Genomic DNA, 25,414 nt, shown 5'->3' with positions numbered 1-25,414 from the left:
CGCTACAAGGCCCTCCTTTCTTTACGGGCCAGATAGAGGAAGAAAGGTACACCGACAAAAGCGACCATAATGCCTACCGCGAGCTCCTCGGGCGGGTTCACGATGCGTGAGCCCAGATCGGCGAGCACCAGTAAAATCGCTCCAAGCAGAGAAGACATCGGAATGATGAGTCGGTAATCCACACCCACCAGTTTGCGGGAGATATGAGGGATGACAAGTCCAACAAATCCAATCGAGCCTACTGCCGACACGGACACACCAGCCAGCACAACAACCGCTGCGAGGGCGAGAAACCTCGTCCAGCGCAAGTTGATCCCGAGATTAATCGCTACTTCTTCACCGAGTGACATAAGGGATACACGCCGGGCGAGTGGCATGATCAGTACCAGCGTCACGAGCAGCACGGGAAGAATTAACTTCAGATGCCGCCATTCTATTCCGCCAAAACCACCCGCATACCAGAAGGCCAGATCCTGACTCAGGTCAAAATAAATGGCAACACCTGTGCTGAGCGAGGTTAACATGGCTGCAATAACGGCTCCGGCAACGGTCAGTCTGATGGAATTCAGACCACCAGGTGCTGCCATTCCAAGCAGGAAAATAAGCAGTGTGCCCAGAACAGCTCCCACGAATGATAAAAACATAATCCAGCCGTATGGCAGTCCAGGCCAAAAGGCAAAGCTCAGTGCTACGACAAAAGTGGCTCCAGCATTGATGCCCAGAATGCCCGTGTCTGCCAGCGGATTACGCGTAATACCCTGCATTAAAGCTCCTGCAACAGCAAATGCAGCGCCGATAATAACCGCGGCAAGGACACGAGGCAGCCGCAGCTCATGAATAATCTGATGTGGTGTCAAAGCTGGGTTGTACTGAAATATGGCAGCCCATACGGTTTCCAGCGTTAACCCTTTGGCACCTAAAGAGATTGCGACAAACATACTTAGCAGCAGTATGGCTATGGCAGACAAAAACGTCAGCCCAACGGTCACTGCAGATTTTCTTGAATTAGACGGACGATGTGGCAGTCCCGGATGTTGAATACGGGTCACTCCTTTGGTACCAACAACGCATTTCATTGTTATTGATTATCATTATCAATTAGTGATCATTATAGAATCTTAATTCAGGCCCGTACATGGCATAAATTAAGATTTTGGAGATGGACATTTTTTAGATTACAAAAGTGAAGGTTTGTTCGTCAACATAGAGAGCGCTTCATCGAGCTGGATGTTGATGGAATATGGAGCATATACGACCCACGAGTTCCAGTCGATGAGATGTACACGTCCGTTTTTTACCGCAGGATGGCTGTTCCACAGTGGATTCGAAGCCATCTCTTTCAACAGTGTTGCCTTTTCATGCATAGAATTAATCGCCAGTACCAGCACATCTGCCTCCAGTCCGTCCCATTCTCCTGGTGTAAAGGGCAGCCAGTTGAATCCAACGCCGGGAGATTTGCCAGCCAGTTCGGTCTGAATGCGCTGAGGAGCGGCCAATTGCAAGGTTCGATAAAAGACATGTCCAAAGTTCCGATGGCTGTACATCCGTGGACCTTTAGGCGTTAACGTGCCAACGGCAACGGTGATGTCCCCGACGAATTCCTTGATTTTTTTGCGTGCACGCTCTGCCTTGCGTTCATGTCGATCCAGCCAATCTGTCGCTGCTTGGGTACGATCCACAATCGTTGCAATCTGGTGCAGATGACCAAAGACGTCTGTCTGGTTCCAGGGAATCGTGATGATGGGCGCGACATCGCCAATATGCTCCATGGCTTTGGTAGCTGCATTGTCCTTGGTCAGAATCAATTCGGGATTCACATCCAGGAAAGCCTGACGTCCCTGTTCCCAAGGTTCATAGGCGTGAAAGGGCAGCGTCAGCGATTTGGGCATATGAGGAAGATGGCCTTGGATCTGAGCTGCGCATGGCGTGATACCAAGTGTCATCAGGTGGTCCGTGTATGGATAGGAGAGCGACACGATATTTCGGTGGACCTGCTTCGAATAGGAAGTTGGCGCATAACCGGCATGGTTTCGGAAACGTCGGCTGAAATAAAATTCGTCACGGTAACCCACTTCACGAGCCACATCACGGATACGCAGATCGGAAGTGAGCAGCAATTCCTTGGCCCGGTTCATACGCAGATGAGTGATGTATTCAATCGGATTTTTCTGCATGCGGCTCTTGAATAGCTGCGAGTAATAGGACGGGTGCATGTCAGCCAGTTCAGCCAGCTTTTCCAGCTTGATCTCGTGCATATAGTTTTCGCTCATGTATTGCAGGGTGGACCTGAGCCACTGTTCGGGTTCATCCTGCCCAGCCCCCACGTCAGTCTGGTCTTCTTGAGGCCAGAGCATATGTAACAGTTCCGTCAGGAAGAGCTGTGCTTTCAAGCCTGTTTCCAAACCTTCATTGCTTAATTGTGTAAGCTGTGCGGCAATGCGCTGTATACCGTAAAATGGGCCCTGAATCCAGCCTGTAACAGGTGAACTGAGCTCACGTTCGTAGATTCGTCTGGCTTTTGTCTTCTCCGTAGCCCGATACAGATCGAAGTGAATGATATACAGTTCAATATCATGGTCTTCATCACTAATCAGTTCAATTGCAGTTCCTGGTAGGGACAGACAAGCTGATTTGCGAATCACGTGAGATTTGATCCCATTCATGATCAGTTGGCCTGTGAATTTGTGCATGTATATGAAGGTATGATGAGCTAACTCAGTTGTGGACCAGCGCCATTTCTCACGGGTTATAATATGTTCTGCCTGACGAAGTTCGATCAGGGTATCATTCAAGAATGTATCCAGGTCTGCTCGGATTGAGGATTCCTTTTCTGAATTGGGACTCGTCTGCTGATGTAACGTGTATGGATTCATGCCGCTGTGGGCGGTACCGGGGATGGTAGTCATGTTGCTATGCGACCTCCTCTCTTTGGAACAGTTTAGGTAATAATTGAATCTGGAACGTACCATATTTTCTCGGACCTGAACGTCTTTCTTGAACGTCTATTGATACGTTTTGCATGATGTTATGATTACTGGCTGTCTTGTCAAAAGCGCGTTTGCAGTATAATCAGATGTTTTATGAATAGCACACGGGTATGATCCCGTTATCAGATGTGATCGATAGTTTAACCAGATTGTCGCTAGTTACAAGTATGTTAAGGGACAAGACTTCTTGGCCCTAGTCTGCTGATAATCTTAGCAAATCTACTGGAGAATTGAAATGTACACAGATATGTTCGAGGCCCTGATGAGCTTGAAGTCTATTCAAAGCACATAATCGAAATCGTTTTCTGACGTAAGCGTTTCTTTTTGGTAAAATAGAGGGGATAACATGTTGGCCTGATCTGAATCATGAACCTTTTCAACTCAAATTGCAGTAGGGAGGCTTTAATATGACAGAAATAGCGGGACGGGACAAAGTACGTTGGGGCATTATGGGCACGGGATGGATTGCATCCCAGTTTGCAAGGGATTTGGAGCATGCCGGGAACGCAGTGAAAGCAGCGGTAGGTTCACGGACAGCGGGAAGTGCGGAGAAGTTTGCAGCTGAATATGGTTTTGCACGCGCTTACGGTTCTTATGATGAAATGCTGCAAGATCCTGAGGTAGATATTATCTATGTGGCAACACCTCACCCTGTGCATAAGGAGAATGTAATGGCTTGTCTGGAGGCAGGCAAGGCGGTGCTATGTGAAAAGCCGTTTACGATGAACGCGCGTCAGTTGGAGCAACTGGTGGAGACGGCACGGGAGCGTAACCTTTTCCTGATGGAAGGGATGTGGACACGCTTTTTGCCACCGATCGCTCAAGCCAGAGCATGGATTGCAGAAGGACGAATTGGTGAAGTACGTTTGCTCCAGGCAGACTTTGGATTCCGTGTCGGCTGGGAGCCGGAAGGTAGGTTGCTTAATCCGGATCTGGGTGGAGGCGCATTGTTGGATGCAGGGGTGTACCCGATCTCCTTTGCATCGATGATCTTTGGTGAACAGCCCCAGCATGTATGGAGTACGGCCAATATCGGTGAGACGGGTGTGGACGAGCAGTTTTCCGTGTTGTTGTCCTATTCCGAGGGACGTTCTGCATCACTGAGTGCTGCCATCCGTCTGAACCTCAGCAATGAAGCGGTCATATACGGTACGGAAGGCAAGATTCGTCTTCCTTTATTCTTGGCGGGTAAAGAAGCCTTTCTGCATGTGAATGGTCAGGACGAGCCGGAGAAGTTCACGGATGATCGAACATGTATTGGTTATGCTTTTGAGGCAGAAGAAGCGGGACGTTGTATCCTCGAAGGTCGGACGGAGAGCAACACCATTAAACTGGACGAATCCTTGGAAATCATGAAGCTGATGGACACGATTCGGGGCCAGTGGGGATTACGTTACAAATCGGAGTAAACAGACAGGAGCTGACGTGTGATGGTGAAGATTCTGATATCCGGGTTTGAACCTTTTGGCGGGGATGCGGTGAATCCGACGGGGGCATTAATGGATGCTCTTGCAAACGAAGTGATCGAGGGTGCTAAGCTAAAAATAGTACTGTTGCCCGTGCACTTCGATGAATGTGCAGACCTGCTGATCGCAGAGATGGAAGCCTATCGGCCAGATGTCGTCATCGCCTGTGGGCTGGCCAAGGGCAGAACATCCATCACACCGGAGCGGATCGCCGTGAATGTCAAAGACATTCCGGCAGGCTCCTACGCGGATAACCAAGGACAGCGTCCTGTTGACGAGCCAATTGTAGACGGCAGCCCGGACGGTTTGTTCTCCACGTTGCCCATACGTGCCATGGTGAAGGACATGTCCGCAGCGGGTATTCCCGCTACCGTGTCCAATACAGCAGGTACATATATCTGCAACAACACAATGTACCGGGTACTAGATCACATTCGAGTAGGGCAACTTCCGATACGTGCCGGATTTGTACACTTTCCCGCCTCAACAGAGATGGCGGTGTTGCAGCCTTCCGTCCCTTCGTTGCCTATTCCCATGATGCTGGATGCGCTACGGATTATGATCCGCACGGCTGTGGTTGATTCGTAGGGGATGATTCCGATTGTTCGGCTGCGGTTGCAGCAGATCGTAGACGAGGGTTGGATTCGTAGGCCTCAGTTGTGAAAGGGAGAGCAGTGGGGTGGGATGATGGAGTACAGTAGGGTTCAAGATGACGTGGAGAGCGTGGAGTTGCATGGGTTTCTTTCCACTTCGATCTTGGGTTGAGTAGAGTGTTAGATATGAGTATAAATATGAAGTTGAATATAAAGTGAAAAAAAGAGCTGTCCCATCGTCATAAGTCTGACGTTAGGGGACAGCTCTTTCTATTTCGTGTGTCATGTGTCATGTGTAGTGTAGTCCAACATGGTTAGTGAGGTCACTAGTTTGCAGCAAGTATCTTGATGAAAGTTTTTTGCCTAGGTAAAAAATAGACTCTAAAACCGCAAACCGCAAACCCGAAACCCGAAACCCGAAACCCGAAACCCGAAACCCGAAACCCGGTAAGGCTTATATAACTGTTGCTGGAAGGTAGGAATTCAGCAAAACAGGTACGGGGCAGTTAAAGGACAGACTCCGATTCGTTGCCCTCCTGGATGCGACCTTTACTACCCCTAAGTAACTAAGCTCTTAAGAAACAAGACGCAAGGACACCACCATCACCCTGGCTAGCTAAGTGGTTTGTATCCACGAAAACCCCGAATAGACTTCTACGAAGCTTACTCCTCAGAACACCTTGGAACGGACTCAAACGAACCGAGCACACGCTATTCTAGGAAAATCTGCACATACCAATTTCTAACGAATCGTAGGATCGTTATTGTGTGGAATTAATCGAGTTTGTCGGTGATATGACCGAATTCTAGCTGAATAGAGTGTCTGGGATTCGTTAGAATTTTCGTAGCATGATATTTGGCTAAATAAGGTGCACTGGGTTCGTAAGAGAAAAAAACTACGAATTTGTAGCACCCTAAGTCTACTTTTACAAACCACTTAAATTTCGAATCCCCGAATAGGCTTCTACGAAGCTTGCTCCTCAGAGCGTCTTGGAACGAACTCTAACGAACCGAGCACACGCTATTCTAGGAAAATCTGCACATACCAATTTCTAACGAATCGTAAGATCGTTATTGTGCTTGAGTGTGAGAGTTATCGGCAATTTGAACGAGATTTAGCCGAATACGGTGTCTGAGATTCTTTAGAATTCTCATACCACGTTATTCGGCTAAATAAGTTGTGCTGTGTTCTTTAGATATAGAGCGAAGTGAAACTAACTCAAATTAAATCAAAGTTAGATTCGCAACAGATCAAGGTCGAACTCGGGAACGAGTCCTTCTTTTATGGCGCGGCCAAGCAGTGCAGTGATTGCACCGTAACCATCATCACCCAGGTTGGCGCTGAATTCATTAACATACAGGCCGATATGCTGTGCAGCTACATCAGGGTCCATTTCTTGCGCATGTTCCATAACGTATGCTCTCGACTCATCCGGGTGCGCCCATGCATATTCAACGGAGGCGCGTGCCCATCCGGCGAGGGCGTGAGCATCCATGTCGCGACGTGCGATGATCGCCCCAAGTGGAATTGGTAGGCCTGTGTCGCTTTCCCACCAGTTCCCGAGATCTGTCATTAGTTTGAGATCATAATTCTGGTACGTGAAGCGTGCTTCATGGATGACAAGTCCGGCATCGATCTTGCCGTCACGAACAGCAGGCATGATCTGGTCGAATGGCATGACAACAATCTCGCCTACACCGCCAGGAACATTTTGCGCTGCCCACAGACGGAATAATAGATATGCTGTCGAGCGTTCACTTGGCACAGCAACCCGTCGTCCAGACAGATATGCTGGATCGGTCGTGCCATTTGCGGTCAGAACCAAAGGACCACAGCCTCTGCCAAGTGCGCCTCCAGCAGGAAGCAGAGCATAGTCAGATAACACGTATGGCAGTGCTGCATAAGATATTTTCATCACTTCAGGTGTATTGGGTCCATCCGGATTTGCTGCCAGACCATTGGTAATATCAATATCAGCATAACGGACATCCAGCTTAGGTGCGCCCGGGATTAACCCGTGCACCCACGCGTGAAAGATAAATGTATCGTTTGGACAAGGGGAAAATGCAATTTTCATGATGTAATAACCTCCCGTAAAATGGAACTTGCAGCCTGAAGCGCATCAAGGGCATCCTTGATGCGCCAAGCGTCGCGGTCGCGTGGACCGACCGCGTTGGATATGGCCCGCAGTTCGAGTGCTGGCACGCCGAACTGCTGGGCAGCTGTTGCCACGCCGAAGCCTTCCATGCCTTCGGCGGCGGCATCGGGCACACGGCGCAATAGCTCCGCGGCCGTCTCCGCTGTTCCGGTCGCCGTGGACACGGTGACCGCAGTGCCTCCGCTGACAGCGAGCCCGGCCCGCTGCAGCTCATGGCGCAGGCGAGCGGCAAGCTCCGCGTCCGCCGCCACAATGGACGAGCCGAATCCGAGCTCGTCCACACTAAGGAAGCCGTCTGGCGTCTGCGAGCCCAGATCGGCGGCAACCATGGCGTCGGCTACCACGAGGGAGCCGACGTCTGCCCGGCCGGGGAACCCGCCGCCGATGCCGGCACTGATCACCAGCATGTAGGCTGGTGAAGATCCGGTCCTGGCAAGTGGCCCCAGCTTTGAAGATGTGGCAGATGCCTGTGCCACATCGGATGGGCTTGGCGCAGTAGAACCTTGCGCCAAAGCCCTTGTGCTTGCAGCCGCTACGGCATATGCCAATGTAGCGGCTGTTCCTGCTGCGGCCGAGGCTGGGCCAACGCCCGCAGCGATGACGTCAAAACGTTCCGCGGCCGTGTCTCCCAAGCCGCGGAGGACCGCATCTTTCTCCGCATCAACCGCGGTTACAATTAACACACGTTGTGATGAATTTGCTTGGACCGGACTTATATCTGAAGTGTTTATTTCCCCAGTTGAATCCCCGTGGTGTCCACTATTTTCGAATGATGCGTTTGGTTTATTATTCTGATCTTCATCCTGTCTATGTTCATTCATATCGGATTCTCCTTGTGAGGTATTAGAAGTGTAACATATGCCTCCATAGTATCTTTCTTACAGCAAGCTTCTAGTTACACTTCTTAGGGTTACTACTTACTTCTATATTTTCGTGTAAATGTATAGTTCAGCTTATATAAATGGAATTCGGGTATATATTTGTCCACTATAAAAGGACATTTATCTTAATTTTGTCTTTCAAAGAGTGGACACTTTTTCTAAAAAGATACTATATCCATCCAGGAATATGAAACACTACATATAGATGTTTTCAGAAATGAAATTAAAAATTATCTATATGTAGAATATCAATTCCAGGGTGATTTCTCATGTCCGTGTCCACCCTTTGAAAGACATATCTACAATATGTATGCTCAGTACGGACATCACGAGTTGGCACTCCAAACGAACAGATAAACGATTGAAAAGGCTGGAGTCTGCCCGACCCATTCAACGCGAATGATATACAGACCTTCGGATTTTTAGACCAACAAGCCAAATGAATAACGGGCCCATTCTACACTCGACCACTGCATAGTAGCTCATTTGTGCAAACCCGAATTTAAGCAAATACACAGTTTTGCTAACTCTTATAAGCTACCTGCTAAACAGCCACTACTGTGCAAACAATAGGTCTACAACACAACAAACGCATAACAGACCTAACAATCAATCAGGTTAAACGCGCACAAAAAGTAACAAAGATAAAGTGATTATTGAACAATATTTCATCTCCATCATAACGGAAGGGGAAAGACCTGAACAACCTTTGCATGTAATTCTGTCAAAAGCGGTCAAGCAAAGATTTTGGGTAGCCGTATCACTTCGAGTAGCCACATCTAGTCACATCGCTTCAGATAGCCGTTTTGCTTCACTTTATGTGAACGCCACCCTGATCGAGCCCCGTCGTAAGCCAGAATGAACCTGCTTCCCCAAATTATATATGTCATTTAAACCATATAACCTATCTTTATTAACGTACTCCCAATAAAACAAGAAGTCAAAGTCAACGGTTGACAATTCGTTTTAACTGTATTAATAATAGTAGTACAGTTAATACACCTAAGAGTTGAATACGTACAGCTGTACAGCTTAGGTAATGCCTTTTTACACCCAGATAACTACACATACACCTCAGATACAGTCATTTAAACCCATAGGTTATTCACACATTTACAGAAAGGAGGTGCGGGATGTTCGAATTAGATGTACGCAGCCGTAAGGCGATCTACGAGCAACTAGTGGACAAAGTCAAAGAAATGATCGTATACGGTATTCTAAAGCCCGACGAGCAGCTTCCTTCCGTTCGTGCGTTATCCACGCAGCTGACCGTGAATCCAAATACGATTCAGAAAGCGTATCGTGAGCTTGAACGTGAAGGTTACATTTATTCTTTGCAGGGAAAAGGGAGCTTCGTATCATCGTCAGTGGAACATCCGAATGAAGCCATGAGAGATGAGATCAGAGAGTCTCTGGTGAAGTTGATTGCAGAAGCTTCGTATTCCGGTTTGACCAAAGCAGATATGACGCTTTTGTTTGAGGAAGCGATGGCCCGTATAGAGAAGGAGGAGCCTCATGATTGAGCTGAATCAAGTCGTCAAAGCATTTGAACAGGAAAAGGCAGTGGATGGCGTAACGATGCACATACATAAGGGGTCGATCTATGGTTTGCTCGGTTCCAACGGGGCAGGTAAGACATCGCTGCTCAAAATGATGGCTGGTATTTACCGTCAGGACAGCGGGACTGTTCGTATCGAAGATAATGAGATTTATGAAAATATGGATCTCAAAGGCCGCACAATTTTTATGGCCGATTCACCCTACTTTTTCCCGCAATCTTCAATAACTCAGATGGCTGCATTTTATCGTTCGGTATATCCGCGCTGGAATGAGGAACGGTTCAAGCAACTGGCTACCGTGTTCAAACTGGATGTAAAACGCAAGCTGCATCGCATGTCCAAAGGCATGCGCCGTCAGGCAGCCGTATGGCTGGGACTTAGCTGTATGCCTGAAGTGCTACTGATGGATGAGCCGATTGACGGCCTTGACCCGGTCATGCGCCAGCAGATCAAAAACTTGCTGTTCCAGGAAGCAGCTGAGCGTCAAGTAACTATTGTTATCTCGTCTCACAATTTACGTGAGATCGAAGATCTGTGTGACCATGTGGCGATTATGCACAAAGGCCGAATTATTGTAGAGAAGGATCTCGATGATCTGAAGGCCGATACGCATAAAATCCAGGTTGCTTTCCGCCACCCGGACCATGCGAAAGCCATGGATGAGCAGATTGATATTTTACATGAAGAGAAACGGGGAAGTGTATCCCTGTACATTGTCAAAGGCAACCGACAACAGGTAACGGATCAATTCCGTATACATGATCCGTATCTGCTGGATGTACTGCCTTTGACGCTAGAAGAAATCTTTATTTACGAAATGGAGGACGCAGGGTATGATATTCAACCGATTGTTCTGTAACCGGGGCATCCTGATCCAAAATTTCAGACAACATGGATGGATAGGCATTTTATATCTCATCACATTGTTGTTCTCACTTCCGCTATATATTGGAACACAATATATAGAAGTACCTCTGGAAATCACCAGTCTGTTTCAGGCCAATGAAATTCATCTGGTATTTGCGCTGACCTTTCCTGTCGCCATAGCTCTGCTACTCTTCCGCTATATTCAAACTGGTGCACCTGCGGACTTATACCACAGTCTGCCATTACAGCGTAAACATCTGTTAACGATGAATCTGTTGACTGGATATGTCATGATTCTGCTTCCGATCTGGATAACCACCGGGATTACCGGGTGGGTATGGGCGGTGCTCGATCAACCATCCTATATTTTCAGTGGTCATGATATCTGGATGTGGGGCGTGACGATGAGCATCTTCTCATTGTTTATGTTTACCCTGACGGTTGCCGTGGGAATGTGTATAGGCCAATCTATTCTGCAAGGACTTACAGTTTTTGGTCTAATATTAATTCCGGTGATCTTTTGGGGAGTTTATGAGCTTCATTTACAACGTTATTTGCTTGGCTTTACGTACAATAATTCGAGTAACTTTAACATGGAAAAAACATCCCTGCTCTTCCGAATGAGCTCTATGGGTTATTATCCTCCAGAATGGGGGGAATTGGGAATTTATGCGGCTATAACTTGTATACTCTTCGTGTTGTGTTATGTGCTGTATGCGAGAAGACATGTAGAGTCGGCGACACAAGCAATTACGTTCAGGATCGTCAAACCCATCTTCCGTTTTGGATTCATGTTCACATTGGTATTATTAGGAGGTGCCTACTTTACCAGAATTGCTCCTGAAGGATCAGGTGTATGGGGTATCTTTGGTTATCTGCTAGGTGGTGTGGTTGGTTATATTGGTGCTGAGATGATTATACGTAAAACATGGCTCATCTGGAGCAGCAGGTTACTCCCCCGGTTTGCAGTATATGGTATCGTGGCAGGATTAATTTTGTATATCCCTGTAGCCGATTGGAACGGTTACGCTAATAATGTGCCCTCAAAGGAAAATGTACAAATGGTACGACTGGGAGGAGACCATTACATCTATGTGAATGATAAAAGTGTAAAACTGGATGATAGCCCATTTTATTCAGATACCCCGGGTTATGTGGATGCTGTGCTTGCACTGCATCAGAAAATTGTGCACTCTGATCTGCCTTTGCTCGAAAGAGTACGTAATCAGAACAGCGGTCAGAACAGAAGCAACGATGAATATGTATTGATCGACTACCAACTCAATAATGGGAAAACGATGACACGTAGGTATCAGATTCCCGAAGAAGAATTCAGGCAGGAATTAGCAGAGGTGAAACAGTGGGAAGATTATAAATCAACGACTTATGACACCTATGCACTGGATGAAGATGTTCGCAGTATTGGTATTCGATCCAGTCTCAACTCGGAGCGTAAAGTATTCATTAGCGATCCTAAGCTGATTCGTGAATTCAAGGAACTTTTGAAGTCTGAAATACTCAATCAGACATATGAGGACCAGCTATCCTCATGGGAATCGTTCGCTTCGATAGAAGTCTATCAGGATTATCTTGATGAAGCATCTTCCAAAGAAAAGTTGGATCGACCGAGCCACAGTGTGAGTTATCAGTTCAAGGCAAGCTATGGCCGCTTGATGGAATGGCTCAAACAGAACAATCTCTATGATCAACTTACGGTATCGGCTGAGGATATGGCTTCTGCCCAATTTGTTAAACAGGAGATTGATAATCCAGGTAAATACAGAATGGTGTATCCTGAGCCTAATTTTGTGGATGTAAATATCGATGGTAACAGACAGGTCGCTACCAAGAATAAAAAAATAATCAGCGATCTGCTACTGCGACAAAGAACCGGATTTTACACCGATCAGGATACGGTCTACCAAATTAAGCTCAACTCGGTAAGGGGACCGAACATCTATATGATGCTGAAAGAAGAGGATCTGACCGAGGAAATGAAAGCTATTTTGGTCAATCAATAAGCTGGGCTGTATCAGTTGTTAACTATAAGTGGGAAGGGTTCTCCCGTTGATCAAAGGTTTGATATTAGTACAGTGAAACCAGATTTACTTGACCAGACACAGTGAATGGAATATATTAGAAAAAGGAAAGGTTCGAGCGACTCGTTCAATCGAATCTCATATGGAACGGCTTATGAGGGAAGCACCCGTAAGAGCAGGCAAATGCCTGACTTGCGGGTGCTTTTTTGTCGTTCGCTGATTTCGTTGGCTATTCTGCTAAATATTTTAGAAGAAAGGGTGTAGAGACGCATGCAAACAGAAGCGTGGAAGGAAACGATAAATGAACAGGAGGCAATGGAGTGTTGTTCCCTATTGGAACGAACAAGCTTACATAACTTCATAGATCATCATGGCTTGATCAAAGGAAAGAAGGGTCGACAGAATAGCGAAGGTATAGCTACAGAAGATATAACTTTAATGGAGACGAGTGACATTCTATTCCCTTCTCCAATAGCAGGTAGCCATAGTCACATGATGGAACAAAGTAACGTCCGGCGTCGTCAATTGCCATCGTTGACTCATCTTATTTTCGGATCACGCCTGCTTATAGGGCTTGTGATTCTGTTCAGCGCAGGTACGATGTATTTTGCTTCTTCAGTAGAGGCTGCTGGCATAGATCTTGGCGTAACAGCGCAAAAAGCATGGGATTCCGTTTTGAACAAAGCCGACGCACAAACCAAGTTAACGTTGAAGCAAGCGTACGATAAAGTGGGAAACTGGAAGACACAAGAGCAGGCTTGGGAACAAAAAATAAAGACACTTCATGCCGCCAATACCGCGCAATTGGAGCGATTACGTGTAGAAATAAGACAAATCGATGATGCGAAGGTCGCAGCTCTAGCTGAAAAGGTAAAGCAAACCCAAGCCCGATATGAACCACTATTCGCCCTCTATAGTTCAGTGAATAGACAGTTGGATGCAGCCAAAGCCATCAAAAATAAGGAATGGAGTGCAGCAATCCGCACTCAGGCAGAGACGTTGAGACCCGTTGTGAAACTTGCCAGAGAAGACATCCGGATCAAGAAAAAGGAACTTGCTGAAGCACGTAAACGGAAGAGCGCTGAAATAAAACGTTTACGAGCTATGCTAGCAGGGGCCGACTCCGCGAAGAAACAGATTCAAACGGCTAAAAAACAGGCGAGTCTGGCAAAAGAACGATATTCCAACGCTCTACAACAGTTCAAACAGAATACAAAGCAAGGCCAAACGTCACGTGTACTCAGCTCATTGAACACCTTGGCGTCTGCAGCAGAGAAGTGGGCAGGAACAAAACAAAATATTCATACACTGGAGCAAAAAGTATCCACCATGTATGTGAAAGTCAGACAGGAAATCGCCAAGAGACCCAAATAAGAGGAAACCCGGTCCTCTCTGCAACGTACACAACTTTTAGATGTAAAGACGCTTCGATGATGATGGAACGAGGTGGAGCTATTGCAGTCCAAGTTGGAAACGAAACGTACGGGGGCGAAAGGTTTTAAACGTAAACGTTACTGGATTCCCAGCGTTGTACTAATTTTGATCATAGGTTTTATTGGGATTGGTACACAATGGACACCCAAAATAACGGTATTTTTATTAAAATCATTAATTGAAACTGCTAATACAGACACAAATAGCAAGGACACTATGCTCTCGGGTGGGATAACTCGTGTTGTGGATGTACCCTATGCAGACGAAGGGCGTAATGACAGTACGCTGGATATCTATTATCCTTCCGTAACATCGGAACCTTTGCCTGTTGTGTTGTGGGTTCATGGTGGTGGATGGGTCTTGGGTGACAAAAAGGATATCGCAGATTATGCCGTACAATTAGCCAAACAGGGTTACGTTGTGGTCAGTATGAATTATGCGCTCGCACCGGATACGAAATATCCCATTCCCGTGATCCAGACGAATCAGGCTTTGACTTACGTGAAGAACCATGTCAGTGAGTATCAGGGTGACCCGGAAAACATATTTCTCGCAGGCAATTCGGCAGGTGCCCAGATTGCAAGTCAGACTGCGGCAGTGGTGACCAATCCATCTCTGGCTAAACTGATGAATATAACGCCAGCCGCCCAGCCGGAAGAGTTGCGTGGGGTTCTTCTATTCTGTGGTCCATACAATCTAAGCACAGTAGCCAATACAGGCTTTCCACTCATACGGACATTTCTCTGGTCATATACGGGAGTCAAAACATTCGAAGACTATCCACGTCTGCATGAAATGTCGACCGTGCTTCAGGCCACAGCAGCGTACCCGCCTGCATTCATTACCTCAGGAAATGATGACCCATTGACCAGTCAATCGATTGAGCTGGCACAAGTATTGAAGCGCCTTGATGTTGAGGTGGAAACCTTGTTTTTCTCAAACTCATCAGAGAAGCTGGGACATGATTATCAATTTGATCTGGAGAGTGACGCTGGACAACAGGCGATACATTCGGCAGTACGATTCATGCAACAGTATAGTCGATGAGCAGACAAGTCTGTGGTACACTCGAAGCAAATGAGGGCGCAGGAGGAGAAGTATGGCAGATAAAGAAGATTTGACCCGGTTCGGGGTGGCGTTTCCTACACCTTTGATTGAACAGTTTGATCAGTATATTGAGGAACAGGGGTACAAAAACCGATCTGAGGCTTTCCGTGATCTTGTTCGAAAAACATTATTGCAACCCTCTGCACTGCAATCCGAGCAGGATGTGGCTGGCACCATTGTAATGGTCTACGATCACCATATTAGTGATCTTCCGATCCGCTTGATGGAGCTGCAGCATGAGGCGCATCATGACATCATTTCCAATATGCACGTGCATCTGAACCATGACCAATGCCTGGAGGTAATTGCCGTACGGGGTAACCTGGGACGATTGCGTCATCTGCATCAACAGATCCAGGTGCAAAAAGGGGTATTGTATGCGGAACTATCCGTGACTTATGTGGATGAACTCAATAAATTGGCTCATGCTCAGAGTAACGGTCAGGATCACAATTCGGATCAAAGCCTGGATCATAATCACAGTGCGGATCAGCATGGTCACAGTCATCATCATCATCGCTCTGCAGATTAAATAAATAAGAGTGAAATTTTGAAAAAATAAGTGAATGTAATTAAAACAGACTCTGGGTTAGACATGAGATGTCCCTTCATCGTAGACAGCAGAAAAACAAACTCCTACGTCTACGATGAGGGGAGTTTTGTTTTGTCTAAACGAAGTTTTGTTTCTTTAGAAATTAAACTGCAGGTTGTACAACGCTGTCTTGAGCTCCAATTCAATCCGAGTGTAGAAGCTAAACATTTTAAGGTAAGCAAGAATTCAGTACAGGATACAGAGTACATGGATTGGACGGGTTAAAGGTACCGAAAACCGATACTCAGGGGATTGAATGTAAACCTGCTCATAAAGGGAAAAGATGCTCTCCTGTGATTAAAGAGCTTAAAAAAATAGCTCGAAAACGTATTGCATAATGGAAAAGAAGTGAAGCGTCTTGTTTCATAGGTACTCATCCCATGCAGATAATAAACTCGTGATGGATACCTTGAAAAAGGCGTACGCCAAACATTCAGGTGAGCTGCCTATGAGCTAGGGTGACAGAGGCGTTCAGTACGTACACGTCTCATGAGTAGAACCATCTTCAGTTGAAGTACGGATAAACGAAGAAGAAGTTTCGTGTAAGTAGCTGTCTGGATAACCAACCGACTGAATGATTCTGGGGAACTTATAAGTTATAAAGTTATTATCTTACGAAGTATGGCACCTACGAAGATCTTTATAGCGCCGTTAACAGGTATATTACGTAACTAAAATAACTACCGCACACAGAGAATTTGGGAGGTATATATCCGAACGAATACCAACGTGCTGCATAAAAAAAGATGCCTTAGCGCGTCAAACGAGCTAAGGCATCTCAATGAACTCATTTTTTGTTTTTAACTGCTACTTTACAGGGAGCAGTTCAAGATGTAGGTGGCCTTCTGTAATTAAATTTGTTCTAGGATTTATGATTGTACAAATGCTCAATGATAATATTTTGTAATTTATTGCTGTACCGTATCTCAAAATAGTTAAGACACAGTAAGACAACTATCAGCACCAGCAGAACAGACACAATTTTTTGGAATTTATTCATCACCAATTATACCCAACATTAAATGTGTTACTTAAATCAAACATTTTCTGAACAGCACTGTGCCATTCAGTAGCATGACTTATTTGTACTCCTGTATAAGTGTATGCTTGATTTGCTTTCCAACTGCTACCTAATTCAATTGTGTCTGATCCTTGGAGATTTTTTAAGAAACCAGGTGTGATTACCCACTTTGCTGTATCTGTACTTGTGTTCTCTGTGAGAGCAATACTTGGATTACCATCATAAGTAAAACTCCACTCAATTCCCCAAGGATACGCAAATGAAACTGTGTAAGGTCCACTACTTGAAGTTTTAGGAGAGGCACTATATAAATCATCTTTTGCGTACAGGATATCATGAGTAACTGTTAACTTCTTGGAATTGGTAGAGCCGCCAAGTTTATTTATTCGAATAATATCTTTAACTGCAAAATAATCGAATTTTGGATCTGACTCATTATTTTCTTTGTACAGCAACCATTGAGTAACCATTTCACCACTATCTTGTCCATAAAGACCGCCAACAGTCCTAATATCAGCTGCATTACTTTTTACAATAGTAGCAAAAGGAGTAATCTGATTTACTCTTTCTTCGTGATTAACTATTTGTTTTAATATAATGGATGCATCCGTAGGTATTTCGTTCCCGTTTTCATCCATGTTTTGATAGTTAAGCATGAACAATTTATAATCTTGGTCCTCCAGTGTGTAACCCACAATCTCTTGTTCGGTTGTTTCTTTTAGTCCACTTTTTAGTTCATTTTGTTGACCATCATTAATGACGAGCGATCGTACTTCCCCTTCAGCTTCATTACTGACTTTAAACTCTAACGGTTGGTTCAAAAGGTCTTCATATTTCCCTGGAGTCAGCCCGCCATATAAGTAAACCTTTTTTCCATCTTGAAGCGCTTTTTGTAAGAACGATCTCAGTTCAGGGTTGCTCTCAACTTCCTTTACCTCATATGCGAAAGAGCTATAATCATTAAGATTAGGTAAATTAGAACTTGGTTTTTCTAACGCAATGTTTGACTGTACCACGTTTTTGCTAATCTCTTCAGTAGTAGCAAAAAACAATCCTTCTTTTGGTTCAACAGGAGCAGGAGCTGCATACAAAGATGAACTAGTCACTGAGAACATAAGAGATGCAGCCAAGCTTAATCCAAACAATTTAACCTTACCCTTAGACATTTCTTCACTCTCCTATAGTTTTTTATGAGTAGGAAAAGTGTATGTAATACATTACATACTACATCCTTTTCCAACTCTTATAATATATAACAACAAAAAATGAAGAAAGTTTTATAATAATTTAATTTTTATGTTATTTAGTTCTTCTTTGGTTCCGAAACTTTTGAGCGTCATCCGAGCTATGACATCTCAATTCAAGATGCCAACGGTCTGTTTTTTTGTTGTTTGTTATAATACCTGACTCTCTATAAGCGATCCAGATGCTAGATTATAGAGTTTAGCCGGATTTTTATCTATAATATGAAAAAATATGGATTTCGAAGTTAACTTTGTTGACATATGATTTGTATTTTGTGCTACAATTTCTCTAAAAAGTAACACGAAACAAGTGAGTGCAGCACATATTTAGAGGGGGAACGACCAGAATGGGCAGATTTTCATGGAGATGGGGAAAACGAAAAGGTAGAACAGGATTAGGCATTTTGCTTGTATGTTCCATTGGTTTATCTGGTTGTGCACAGAGCACAGCGCCAATAGCTTCATCAGCAGAGAATGGACAGTCAGTTCCAACGTCAACCAAAGACGAATTGGTGCTGGCGGTTGGCACCGAGCCGGAAGGTGGGTTTGATCCAACAACCGGATGGGGGCAATATGGGTCACCACTTTTCCAAAGTACCCTGCTGAAGCGGGATGCCAAGCTACAGCTGGTTAACGATCTGGCTACCACATACTCAGTTAGTGAAGATGGGCTGACCTGGACGGTTACGCTTCGGAACGATGTGAAATTCTCTGATGGGGAAGCCCTGACGGCTGAGGATGTAAAATTTACGTTTGAAACAGCTGCCAAGAGTGGGTCTGTGATTGATTTGACGAATATGGCTGATGTGAAGGCACCTGATGATAGCACGGTCGTATTTACACTGAAGTCGCCGCAGTCTACATTTATCAGTCTGCTGACAACACTTGGCATTGTGCCTGAACACGCCTATGGGGCTGATTATGCAGAACATCCGGTCGGATCAGGACCGTACAAGCTGGTTCAGTGGGACAAAGGACAACAGGCCATCGTAGAAGCCAATGAAGAATATTACGGTAACAAGTCTGTATTCCACAAACTCACCTTCCTCTATCTGGATGAAGATGCAGCCTACGCCGCTGCGCAGGCAGGTACGGTGGATATCGCTGCTATCCCGGCAGCGTTTAGCAAACAACAGGTGAATGGCATGACATTAGAGGCCGTGAAAACCGTAGATAACCGTGGCATCATGTTCCCGATGCAGCCTGCTGGTGCCAAGTCGGGCGATGGTCTTCCCGCAGGGAATGATGTGACATCCGATTTGGCGATTCGCCAAGCGGTGAATGTCGTGATTGATCGTAAGGCTTTGGTTGAGGGTGTACTGGAAGGGTACGGTCGTCCAGCGTATTCCGTCAGCGATGACCTGCCTTGGAGCAATGCGGAAGCTGTATTTACGGATGCCAATCTCGAAGAAGCAAAGCAGATTCTGGCCGCTGGTGGCTGGGTAGATGCGGACGGTGACGGTATCGTCGAGAAAAACGGCGTCAAGGCCGAATTCAATCTGCTTTATTTTGCAGGTGATTTAACAAGACAATCTCTGGCACTGGCTGCTGCGGATATGGTAGCCCAGGCGGGAATCAAAATCAATGTTGAAGGCAAAAGCCGTGAAGAGACAAAAAAGATGGCTTACTCCAACGCTGTATTATTTGGTTGGGGCAGTCATGACCCTTTGGAAACCTATAACCTCTATAGCAGTACTCATAAAGGAGAAGGGTATTACAATGTGGGGCTGTACAGTAATCCTGTCGTGGATTCTTGGATGGACAAAGCCCTTCAGGCAACAAGTGAAGAAGAGGCATTGCCGTTCTGGCAGAAAGCGGAATGGGATGGAACAACAGGTTTCAGTTATCAGGGTGATGCGCCATGGGCGTGGCTTGTGAACATAGATCATCTGTATCTGGTTACGAATGGCCTGAACATTGGTGAGCAGCAGATCCACCCCCATGGTCACGGCTGGCCGGTGACAACCAATCTGGAGGAATGGTCCTGGGATAACAGTACAAAGTAGGAAACGTACCGGTAGCTTTAGCCTGAATTGGGGAGAGATTGGATGACAGGCAGGAATGGATGGGCGAGATTTGTTGGTTTTAAAATGTTGCGACTTGTATCTCTATTGGTTGGAGTCAGTGTGTTGTCTTTTATATTAATGCAATTCTCTCCTGTTGATCCGATCGAAGCCTACATTGGTGGAGACATGATCAGGGTAAGCGCCGAACAGCGCAGTTTAATCGAAGAACGTTGGGGATTGAATGAATCTCCCGTGGAACGATTACTAACCTGGGGACAAACGCTGATTCAGGGAGATCTGGGGACATCAATGATCTACAGACAGCCTGTAGCGGATATTATCCAGGAACGATTCATGAATTCTGTCGCACTTATGGCTGTAGCTTGGATATTATCCGGCATCATTGGTTTCACTCTTGGTGTAGTTGCCGCCATGAGACGGGATTCGAAGCTGGATCGCCTGATCTGTTGGTATTGTTATACGCTGGCTTCCACGCCAGTATTCTGGATTGCGCTGTTGTTGCTGATGGTATTTAGTGTGTGGCTTGGATGGCTTCCGGTTGGGCTTGGAGTACCCGCCGGGATGTCAGCTGATCAGGTTACATGGGGAGATCGGGTTATTCATATGATTTTGCCAGCGTTGACTCTCAGCCTGACCGGGGTAGCCTCTATTGCTTTGCATACCCGGCAGAAGCTCACAGATGTGCTCGAGTCAGATTATATTCTGTTTGCGAGAGCGCGAGGTGAGCGTGGATTTCAGCTGTTCCGTCGACATGGGTTCAGACATGTTGTTTTGCCAGCCATCACGCTGCAGTTTGCTTCGTTCAGTGAACTGTTTGGTGGGGCTGTGCTTGCAGAACAGGTATTTTCATACCCCGGCCTTGGTCAGGCGACGGTTCAGGCGGGGGTGCGTGGAGATGTTCCACTGCTGCTTGGACTTGTGATGTGCAGTGCGATTTTTGTTTTCACAGGTAATATGGTTGCCGACATTCTGTATCGCTTGATTGATCCACGGATGAAGGAGGAGCTGATGTCATGAAGCAGACGGTAGAATGCTCCTCCGAGCAGACGACAGAAACAGCCAAAATACAGAAATTGAAAACTGCGAATCAAGAGGTACGGTACAACATTAATACCGAGTCTCTACAAGCTGGGAATGGAACAGGAACATCACGCCCATCGAGAAAAGATTATACGGCTGCCAGAGACCAAAATTTCCGCAACCCTCGCCAAAGAGCGGTGATCTGGGGAAGCCTCGCGGTGATCTGGATTGCCGTTGTGTGGTTGACGGGCAGGCTGCTTCCGGCTGGTTCTACGCTGACTTCACTAATGGATCGGAATTTGGCTCCAACCTGGGCGCATCCATTTGGCACAGATTGGCTCGGAAGAGATATGTTCATGCGTACGTTAAAAGGATTGGCAACCAGCATTCAAGTGGGATTGCTTGCTGCATGTGGTGGCGGATTGATCGCACTGCTATTGGGTTTAGCTGCCGCTTCAAGCAAGGCTGCTGACCGGGTAATCTCATGGATTATCGACCTGTTCCTGAGTGTACCTCATCTGGTATCGCTAGTTATGCTGGCCTTTGTATTCGGTGGAGGTTTAGCAGGAGTGGCGGCAGCGATTGCGCTGACGCATTGGCCGAATCTGGCCCGGATTGTAAGAGCGGAGATGATTCAACTGAAATCCGCAGAATACATTCAGGTTTCACACAAGTTGGGCCAATCGAGGTTACAGATTGCGATGCAACATATGCTGCCACATCTGGTCCCGCAGCTGTTCGTGGGCATATTGCTAATCTTTCCCCATGCGATTCTGCATGAGGCAGCCATTACGTTTCTAGGGCTGGGGTTGTCCCCACAACAACCGGCAATCGGAATTATTTTGTCAGAGTCGATGAGATATTTATCTGCTGGCATGTGGTGGCTCGCCTTTTTCCCCGGACTGGCATTGTTGCTGGTTGTTCGTGCGTTTGATGTATTGGGCAACAGTCTGAAGACATTGACGGGTACAGGTAGTTCAAGGGAGGTGAGGTAAATATGGCTCTGCTTGATATTGAGGGAGTGTCGGTGTCATTTCGGCGCGCTCGTGGTTGGTTTGGGCACGAACAGACTTATGTCATTCAGAATCTGGATCTTTCCATAAACGAGGGCGAGATCGTGGCTGTTGTAGGCGCAAGTGGATCGGGTAAAAGTGTGCTGGCGCAGGCCATTATGGGTATTCTACCTGTCAATGCCAGGTTAGAGGGACGTATTAGCTATAGTGGCGAGCCTTTGACCCCGGAGCGGCAGCTTCATCTGCGTGGTGATGAACTGATGTTGATTCCACAATCCGTCAGTTATTTGGACCCGCTGATGAAGGTGGGAAGGCAAGTTCAGCCGGTAACCCGAGATTCCGGACAGAAACGAGGCTTCATAACTCGATCCCACTTGAAAAAGACGGAGCAGGAGCTGACGGATCGTTATCATCTTCCTCAAGGAACAGCCGGGAAATATCCGTTTGAGTTGTCCGGAGGTATGGCAAGGCGGGTGTTGATGGCTACAGCAACCTCAGGTCAGCCCAAGCTGATCATTGCCGATGAGCCGACACCAGGCATTCATCCCGAAGTGCTGGCCGAGACGATGAAGCAATTTCGCGAGCTTGCAAATCAAGGTGTAGGTATCCTGTGGATCACCCATGATGTCACGACAGCCCTGATGGTAGCCGATCGTATCGCTGTATTTTATGCGGGGACCAATGTAGAGGCGGCGCAGGTGGATGATTTTAAAGGGAATGGAGAACGTCTGCGTCATCCATATACTAAAGCGCTCTGGAATGCGTTGCCGCAGAACGGATTTCAGCCACTCCCAGGCTCCCAGCCGTTGGCAGGTCAAGAGATCACGATAGGATGTTCATTTGCTCCCCGATGTAGCGTAGCAACCGTTGCATGTACCCGCGAACGTCCAGAACTTCGTAAGGTACGGGGCGGAGAAGTGAGGTGTTTCCATGTCACTTGAAGCACGGGACGTGAGTTACCGTTACGATCCGAAATCGTGGGTGTTCCAGCAGATGAATATGCAGGTGAAACAAGGCGAAGTCGTGGGCTTGTGGGGACCAAGTGGCTGTGGAAAAACAAGCCTTGGACGCATCCTTGCAGGATATGCCGAACCTGTGGCAGGACAAGTGCTTCTGGATGGGAAACCACTCCCACGTACAGGAGTATGTCCGGTTCAGCTGGTATTCCAGCATCCGGAGAAAGCTGTGAATCCACGCTGGCGAATGCGCCGCGTGTTGCAGGAGGCGTCTGTGCAGGATGAACAGTTGCTCGAAGCATTGGGTATTCAGCAGACCTGGTTGGACCGTAGGCCGAGTGAATTATCCGGTGGAGAACTGCAACGTTTCTGTGTGACGCGGGCACTTGGTACAGCGACACGTTACGTGATCGCAGATGAGATGACAACGATGCTGGATGCCATCACTCAGGCACAGATCTGGCATACCGTGATGGAAGTGGCTCGCCAGCGTGATCTGGGATTACTGATCATAAGCCATGATCGGGATTTGCTGAACAGGTTGTGCGACAGAATTACACCGATGTCGATATCGATGTGACTGTAATTTTAATTATGTTTTGAATAAATAAAATGATCGAATACAAAGGGGTGCCCCTTGTGAAGTCATTGACCATGAATATGAGTCATGGACTTGACTACGGGGCACCCTTTTTTCTCTTTTGACAAATATTCACCATTTAACAAACAGTACACGTTTTGTTCGCAACGTACATAGATGTAACTGACAGCTTATTTGCCCGACACATTGCTTAACAACACAGATAACCTGCGCATCGCCTCTTCAACCGTGGAACGTGGACAGGCTACATTAATGCGCATGAACCCTGTACCCTCTGTTCCAAAGAAACTCCCGTCATTGAAAGCGAGCCCTGCTTCATGAAGCAGCATATTGCATAGTTGTGCATGTGGGATATTCAGCTCCCGGAAATCCATCCATAACAGATAGGTTGCTTCAGGCAGATGCATCTTAATCTGAGGCATATGTTCCGCAACATATTGCTGTACATACTCCATATTTCCACGGATATAGGCAAGGCACTCATCCAGCCATTCCTCGGCATCATTGTAAGCGGCTTCGGTTGCAACAGCCCCCAATGTGCTGATATTGGCAAGTCCCATCGTTTTTACACCCTGCGCGAACGATTCCCGCAACTTGGCATTGGGGATGATGATATTGGATGTGCAGAGGCCAGGAATGTTGAACGTTTTGCTTGGAGCCGTACAGATGATACTTAGATCAGAGACGGCGTCCGAGATCAGGGTCAGTGGTGTATGAGTTCCGCGCTGATGAACAAGATCGGCATGGATTTCATCTGAAACCATCAGTACGTTGTATTGCAGACACAGTGACGTAAGCCCTTCAAGCTCCTCATGAGTCCATACCCGTCCAACCGGGTTATGAGGACTGCACAGAATCAGCATTTTAACCCGACCGGTCTGCAAGCTGGATTCCAGTTGTTCCAGATCCATCGTGTAATGACCGTTATTCTCTACCAAAGGATTGGTGATCAGTTCACGGCCCTGACCACGCACTACTTCATAGAAGGGAGCATACACCGGAGTTTGGATGACCACTGCATCTCCCGGTTGAGTGAATCGTTGTACAGCAATGCTGAGTGCGGGCACGATACCGGGAGTGAATACAATCCAGTCATCGTTAATTTTCCAGTTGTGGCGCCGTTCCATCCAGCCTGCAACAGCTGCATGATACGCCTCAGTCCGTACTGTATAACCAAAAATCCCATGCTCCATCCGTGTTTGCAGGGCCTGAATGACGGATGGTGGAGCAGCAAAATCCATATCGGCCACCCACATCGGAAGCGCATCAGCAGCACCGAAGATATCCTCAAGCGCATCCCATTTTTCTGATCCGGTAGAGATCCGGTTAATAGGCTGGTCAAATGTACTGTTATTGTTATTCATCGTATTTAATCCCCCTTGAGTTCCGTTCCTTCGACCACAAATCGACAAATAATTATCTAATACATTGGTTAATTTCGCAACTGTTGTGCGTGTATAACATCACCATCTACAGGTACGAACTCACAGGCTGCTGGCGTGAAGTCCAAGTATCTTCCGGCTGATTTCCCATTACCGAAGGATGCGAAGGCAACAAGTCTCATTGAGAACATAATGGATGGTAACAAAAAAGTTGTTCTCACCTACACAACCAAAGAAACGTTGCTAACTGTTGGAACATCCTACAAAGACTACTACCAGACCAAAAATCAGAGTCAGAACACCCAGGATATCCAGACAGACGGCTTCAGCATCGTGGGTCGTGAAGATGGGAAATATGCCGTAACCATCACAGGTTCGGTGTCTGCAACCAACAAGGATCTGAATGAAATCACCGTAGTATGGGGCGAAGAGTAATCTTTCCTTCTATAAAAGGTGAACAGCAAAA

Annotated in this window: 21 protein-coding genes; 14 read left to right on the top strand and 7 right to left on the bottom strand. The window is 46.6% G+C overall.

Annotated elements, in window-relative coordinates; all coding sequences use genetic code 11:
• Positions 1 to 2 precede the first annotated feature (2 nt).
• Both ACDJ59_RS20450 and ACDJ59_RS20445 read right to left on the bottom strand, forming a co-directional pair.
• The gene (locus tag ACDJ59_RS20450; protein WP_413405317.1) at positions 3 to 1,076 is read right to left on the bottom strand and encodes a FecCD family ABC transporter permease; all 1,074 of its coding nucleotides are present in this window, start codon (positions 1,074 to 1,076) and stop codon (positions 3 to 5) included.
• 99 nt (positions 1,077 to 1,175) lie between these two features.
• Positions 1,176 to 2,906, bottom strand: a complete 1,731-nt coding sequence (locus ACDJ59_RS20445; RefSeq protein WP_413405315.1) for a helix-turn-helix domain-containing protein — start codon at positions 2,904 to 2,906, stop codon at positions 1,176 to 1,178.
• A gap of 488 nt (positions 2,907 to 3,394) precedes the next feature.
• Here ACDJ59_RS20445 and ACDJ59_RS20440 point away from each other — a divergent pair, with 488 nt between their 5' ends.
• Complete coding sequence (locus ACDJ59_RS20440; protein ID WP_413405313.1) at positions 3,395 to 4,396, top strand: Gfo/Idh/MocA family protein; 1,002 nt, start codon at positions 3,395 to 3,397, stop codon at positions 4,394 to 4,396.
• Between the two features lie 21 nt (positions 4,397 to 4,417).
• Entirely contained in the window at positions 4,418 to 5,041 is a 624-nt protein-coding gene (locus ACDJ59_RS20435; RefSeq protein WP_413405310.1) for a pyroglutamyl-peptidase I, read from the top strand.
• Positions 5,042 to 6,281: 1,240 nt separating this feature from the next.
• On the opposite strand, the gene ACDJ59_RS20430 is transcribed toward ACDJ59_RS20435, so the two are convergent.
• Positions 6,282 to 7,124, bottom strand: coding sequence for a 1,4-dihydroxy-6-naphthoate synthase (locus ACDJ59_RS20430; RefSeq protein WP_036606394.1), 843 nt, complete (start codon positions 7,122 to 7,124; stop codon positions 6,282 to 6,284).
• The gene (locus tag ACDJ59_RS20425) at positions 7,121 to 8,026 is read right to left on the bottom strand and encodes a futalosine hydrolase (RefSeq protein WP_413405308.1); all 906 of its coding nucleotides are present in this window, start codon (positions 8,024 to 8,026) and stop codon (positions 7,121 to 7,123) included. The genes ACDJ59_RS20430 and ACDJ59_RS20425 overlap by 4 nt, the downstream gene beginning before the upstream one ends.
• Before the next feature lie 1,193 nt (positions 8,027 to 9,219).
• On the opposite strand from ACDJ59_RS20425, the gene ACDJ59_RS20420 reads away from it, so the two are divergent.
• From ACDJ59_RS20420 to nikR, 6 genes are all read left to right on the top strand, one after another.
• Complete coding sequence (locus tag ACDJ59_RS20420; protein ID WP_036606399.1) at positions 9,220 to 9,609, top strand: GntR family transcriptional regulator; 390 nt, start codon at positions 9,220 to 9,222, stop codon at positions 9,607 to 9,609.
• Positions 9,602 to 10,504: an ABC transporter ATP-binding protein gene (locus tag ACDJ59_RS20415; protein WP_036606401.1), complete on the top strand. Its 903-nt coding sequence runs from the start codon at positions 9,602 to 9,604 to the stop codon at positions 10,502 to 10,504. The genes ACDJ59_RS20420 and ACDJ59_RS20415 overlap by 8 nt, the downstream gene beginning before the upstream one ends.
• A complete protein-coding gene (locus tag ACDJ59_RS20410; protein WP_413405305.1) occupies positions 10,479 to 12,533 on the top strand; it encodes a hypothetical protein in 2,055 nt (684 codons plus the stop codon). Before ACDJ59_RS20415 ends, ACDJ59_RS20410 begins: the two co-directional genes overlap by 26 nt.
• A 351-nt stretch (positions 12,534 to 12,884) precedes the next feature.
• Entirely contained in the window at positions 12,885 to 13,925 is a 1,041-nt protein-coding gene (locus tag ACDJ59_RS20405) for a hypothetical protein (protein ID WP_413405303.1), read from the top strand.
• A 93-nt stretch (positions 13,926 to 14,018) separates the two neighbouring features.
• On the top strand, positions 14,019 to 15,032 hold the full coding sequence (locus ACDJ59_RS20400; protein WP_413405301.1) for an alpha/beta hydrolase: 1,014 nt from the start codon (positions 14,019 to 14,021) through the stop codon (positions 15,030 to 15,032).
• Positions 15,033 to 15,084: 52 nt separating this feature from the next.
• Positions 15,085 to 15,624 carry a nickel-responsive transcriptional regulator NikR gene (gene nikR / locus ACDJ59_RS20395; RefSeq protein ID WP_413405299.1) on the top strand — a complete coding sequence of 180 codons (540 nt, stop codon included), beginning with the start codon at positions 15,085 to 15,087 and terminating at the stop codon, positions 15,622 to 15,624.
• Between the two features lie 1,059 nt (positions 15,625 to 16,683).
• Here nikR and ACDJ59_RS20390 read toward each other — a convergent pair.
• On the bottom strand, positions 16,684 to 17,871 hold the full coding sequence (locus tag ACDJ59_RS20390; protein ID WP_413405297.1) for a hypothetical protein: 1,188 nt from the start codon (positions 17,869 to 17,871) through the stop codon (positions 16,684 to 16,686).
• A 425-nt stretch (positions 17,872 to 18,296) separates the two neighbouring features.
• Between ACDJ59_RS20390 and ACDJ59_RS20385 the strand changes: the two genes are divergently transcribed.
• From ACDJ59_RS20385 to ACDJ59_RS20365, 5 genes are read left to right on the top strand one after another with little or no spacing between them, the layout of a single operon-like run.
• Complete coding sequence (locus tag ACDJ59_RS20385) at positions 18,297 to 19,955, top strand: ABC transporter substrate-binding protein (RefSeq protein WP_413405295.1); 1,659 nt, start codon at positions 18,297 to 18,299, stop codon at positions 19,953 to 19,955.
• Between the two features lie 42 nt (positions 19,956 to 19,997).
• Complete coding sequence (locus ACDJ59_RS20380) at positions 19,998 to 20,993, top strand: ABC transporter permease (RefSeq protein WP_413405293.1); 996 nt, start codon at positions 19,998 to 20,000, stop codon at positions 20,991 to 20,993.
• On the top strand, positions 20,990 to 21,991 hold the full coding sequence (locus ACDJ59_RS20375) for an ABC transporter permease (protein WP_413405291.1): 1,002 nt from the start codon (positions 20,990 to 20,992) through the stop codon (positions 21,989 to 21,991). The genes ACDJ59_RS20380 and ACDJ59_RS20375 overlap by 4 nt, the downstream gene beginning before the upstream one ends.
• A gap of 2 nt (positions 21,992 to 21,993) precedes the next feature.
• Entirely contained in the window at positions 21,994 to 22,950 is a 957-nt protein-coding gene (locus ACDJ59_RS20370; RefSeq protein WP_413405289.1) for an ABC transporter ATP-binding protein, read from the top strand.
• Positions 22,940 to 23,545: an ABC transporter ATP-binding protein gene (locus tag ACDJ59_RS20365; protein WP_413405287.1), complete on the top strand. Its 606-nt coding sequence runs from the start codon at positions 22,940 to 22,942 to the stop codon at positions 23,543 to 23,545. Before ACDJ59_RS20370 ends, ACDJ59_RS20365 begins: the two co-directional genes overlap by 11 nt.
• Positions 23,546 to 23,736: 191 nt before the next feature.
• On the opposite strand, the gene ACDJ59_RS20360 is transcribed toward ACDJ59_RS20365, so the two are convergent.
• Together ACDJ59_RS20360 and ACDJ59_RS20355 are read right to left on the bottom strand one after the other, a co-directional pair.
• A complete protein-coding gene (locus tag ACDJ59_RS20360) occupies positions 23,737 to 24,930 on the bottom strand; it encodes a MalY/PatB family protein (RefSeq protein WP_413405285.1) in 1,194 nt (397 codons plus the stop codon).
• 68 nt (positions 24,931 to 24,998) lie between these two features.
• On the bottom strand, positions 24,999 to 25,139 hold the full coding sequence (locus tag ACDJ59_RS20355; protein WP_413405283.1) for a hypothetical protein: 141 nt from the start codon (positions 25,137 to 25,139) through the stop codon (positions 24,999 to 25,001).
• A gap of 1 nt (position 25,140) precedes the next feature.
• Between ACDJ59_RS20355 and ACDJ59_RS20350 the strand changes: the two genes are divergently transcribed.
• On the top strand, positions 25,141 to 25,383 hold the full coding sequence (locus tag ACDJ59_RS20350) for a hypothetical protein (RefSeq protein ID WP_413405281.1): 243 nt from the start codon (positions 25,141 to 25,143) through the stop codon (positions 25,381 to 25,383).
• Positions 25,384 to 25,414: the final 31 nt, after the last annotated feature.

The organism is Paenibacillus amylolyticus (assembly GCF_047302515.1).
GTDB classification, from domain to species: Bacteria; Bacillota; Bacilli; order Paenibacillales; family Paenibacillaceae; genus Paenibacillus; species Paenibacillus amylolyticus_G.
This window is presented reverse-complemented; position numbering and strand designations above follow the sequence as displayed.

What these genes read in the sequence shown, in the direction of transcription:
- ACDJ59_RS20450 (WP_413405317.1), bottom strand. Translation starts at nt 1,076, where the DNA reads ATGAAATGCGTTGTTGGTACCAAAGGAGTGACCCGTATTCAACATCCG.
- ACDJ59_RS20445 (WP_413405315.1), bottom strand. Translation starts at nt 2,906, where the DNA reads ATGACTACCATCCCCGGTACCGCCCACAGCGGCATGAATCCATACACG.
- ACDJ59_RS20440 (WP_413405313.1), top strand. Translation starts at nt 3,395, where the DNA reads ATGACAGAAATAGCGGGACGGGACAAAGTACGTTGGGGCATTATGGGC.
- ACDJ59_RS20435 (WP_413405310.1), top strand. Translation starts at nt 4,418, where the DNA reads ATGGTGAAGATTCTGATATCCGGGTTTGAACCTTTTGGCGGGGATGCG.
- ACDJ59_RS20430 (WP_036606394.1), bottom strand. Translation starts at nt 7,124, where the DNA reads ATGAAAATTGCATTTTCCCCTTGTCCAAACGATACATTTATCTTTCAC.
- ACDJ59_RS20425 (WP_413405308.1), bottom strand. Translation starts at nt 8,026, where the DNA reads ATGAATGAACATAGACAGGATGAAGATCAGAATAATAAACCAAACGCA.
- ACDJ59_RS20420 (WP_036606399.1), top strand. Translation starts at nt 9,220, where the DNA reads ATGTTCGAATTAGATGTACGCAGCCGTAAGGCGATCTACGAGCAACTA.
- ACDJ59_RS20415 (WP_036606401.1), top strand. Translation starts at nt 9,602, where the DNA reads ATGATTGAGCTGAATCAAGTCGTCAAAGCATTTGAACAGGAAAAGGCA.
- ACDJ59_RS20410 (WP_413405305.1), top strand. Translation starts at nt 10,479, where the DNA reads ATGATATTCAACCGATTGTTCTGTAACCGGGGCATCCTGATCCAAAAT.
- nikR (WP_413405299.1), top strand. Translation starts at nt 15,085, where the DNA reads ATGGCAGATAAAGAAGATTTGACCCGGTTCGGGGTGGCGTTTCCTACA.
- ACDJ59_RS20390 (WP_413405297.1), bottom strand. Translation starts at nt 17,871, where the DNA reads ATGTCTAAGGGTAAGGTTAAATTGTTTGGATTAAGCTTGGCTGCATCT.
- ACDJ59_RS20385 (WP_413405295.1), top strand. Translation starts at nt 18,297, where the DNA reads ATGGGCAGATTTTCATGGAGATGGGGAAAACGAAAAGGTAGAACAGGA.
- ACDJ59_RS20380 (WP_413405293.1), top strand. Translation starts at nt 19,998, where the DNA reads ATGACAGGCAGGAATGGATGGGCGAGATTTGTTGGTTTTAAAATGTTG.
- ACDJ59_RS20375 (WP_413405291.1), top strand. Translation starts at nt 20,990, where the DNA reads ATGAAGCAGACGGTAGAATGCTCCTCCGAGCAGACGACAGAAACAGCC.
- ACDJ59_RS20370 (WP_413405289.1), top strand. Translation starts at nt 21,994, where the DNA reads ATGGCTCTGCTTGATATTGAGGGAGTGTCGGTGTCATTTCGGCGCGCT.
- ACDJ59_RS20365 (WP_413405287.1), top strand. Translation starts at nt 22,940, where the DNA reads ATGTCACTTGAAGCACGGGACGTGAGTTACCGTTACGATCCGAAATCG.
- ACDJ59_RS20360 (WP_413405285.1), bottom strand. Translation starts at nt 24,930, where the DNA reads ATGAATAACAATAACAGTACATTTGACCAGCCTATTAACCGGATCTCT.
- ACDJ59_RS20355 (WP_413405283.1), bottom strand. Translation starts at nt 25,139, where the DNA reads ATGTTCTCAATGAGACTTGTTGCCTTCGCATCCTTCGGTAATGGGAAA.
- ACDJ59_RS20350 (WP_413405281.1), top strand. Translation starts at nt 25,141, where the DNA reads ATGGATGGTAACAAAAAAGTTGTTCTCACCTACACAACCAAAGAAACG.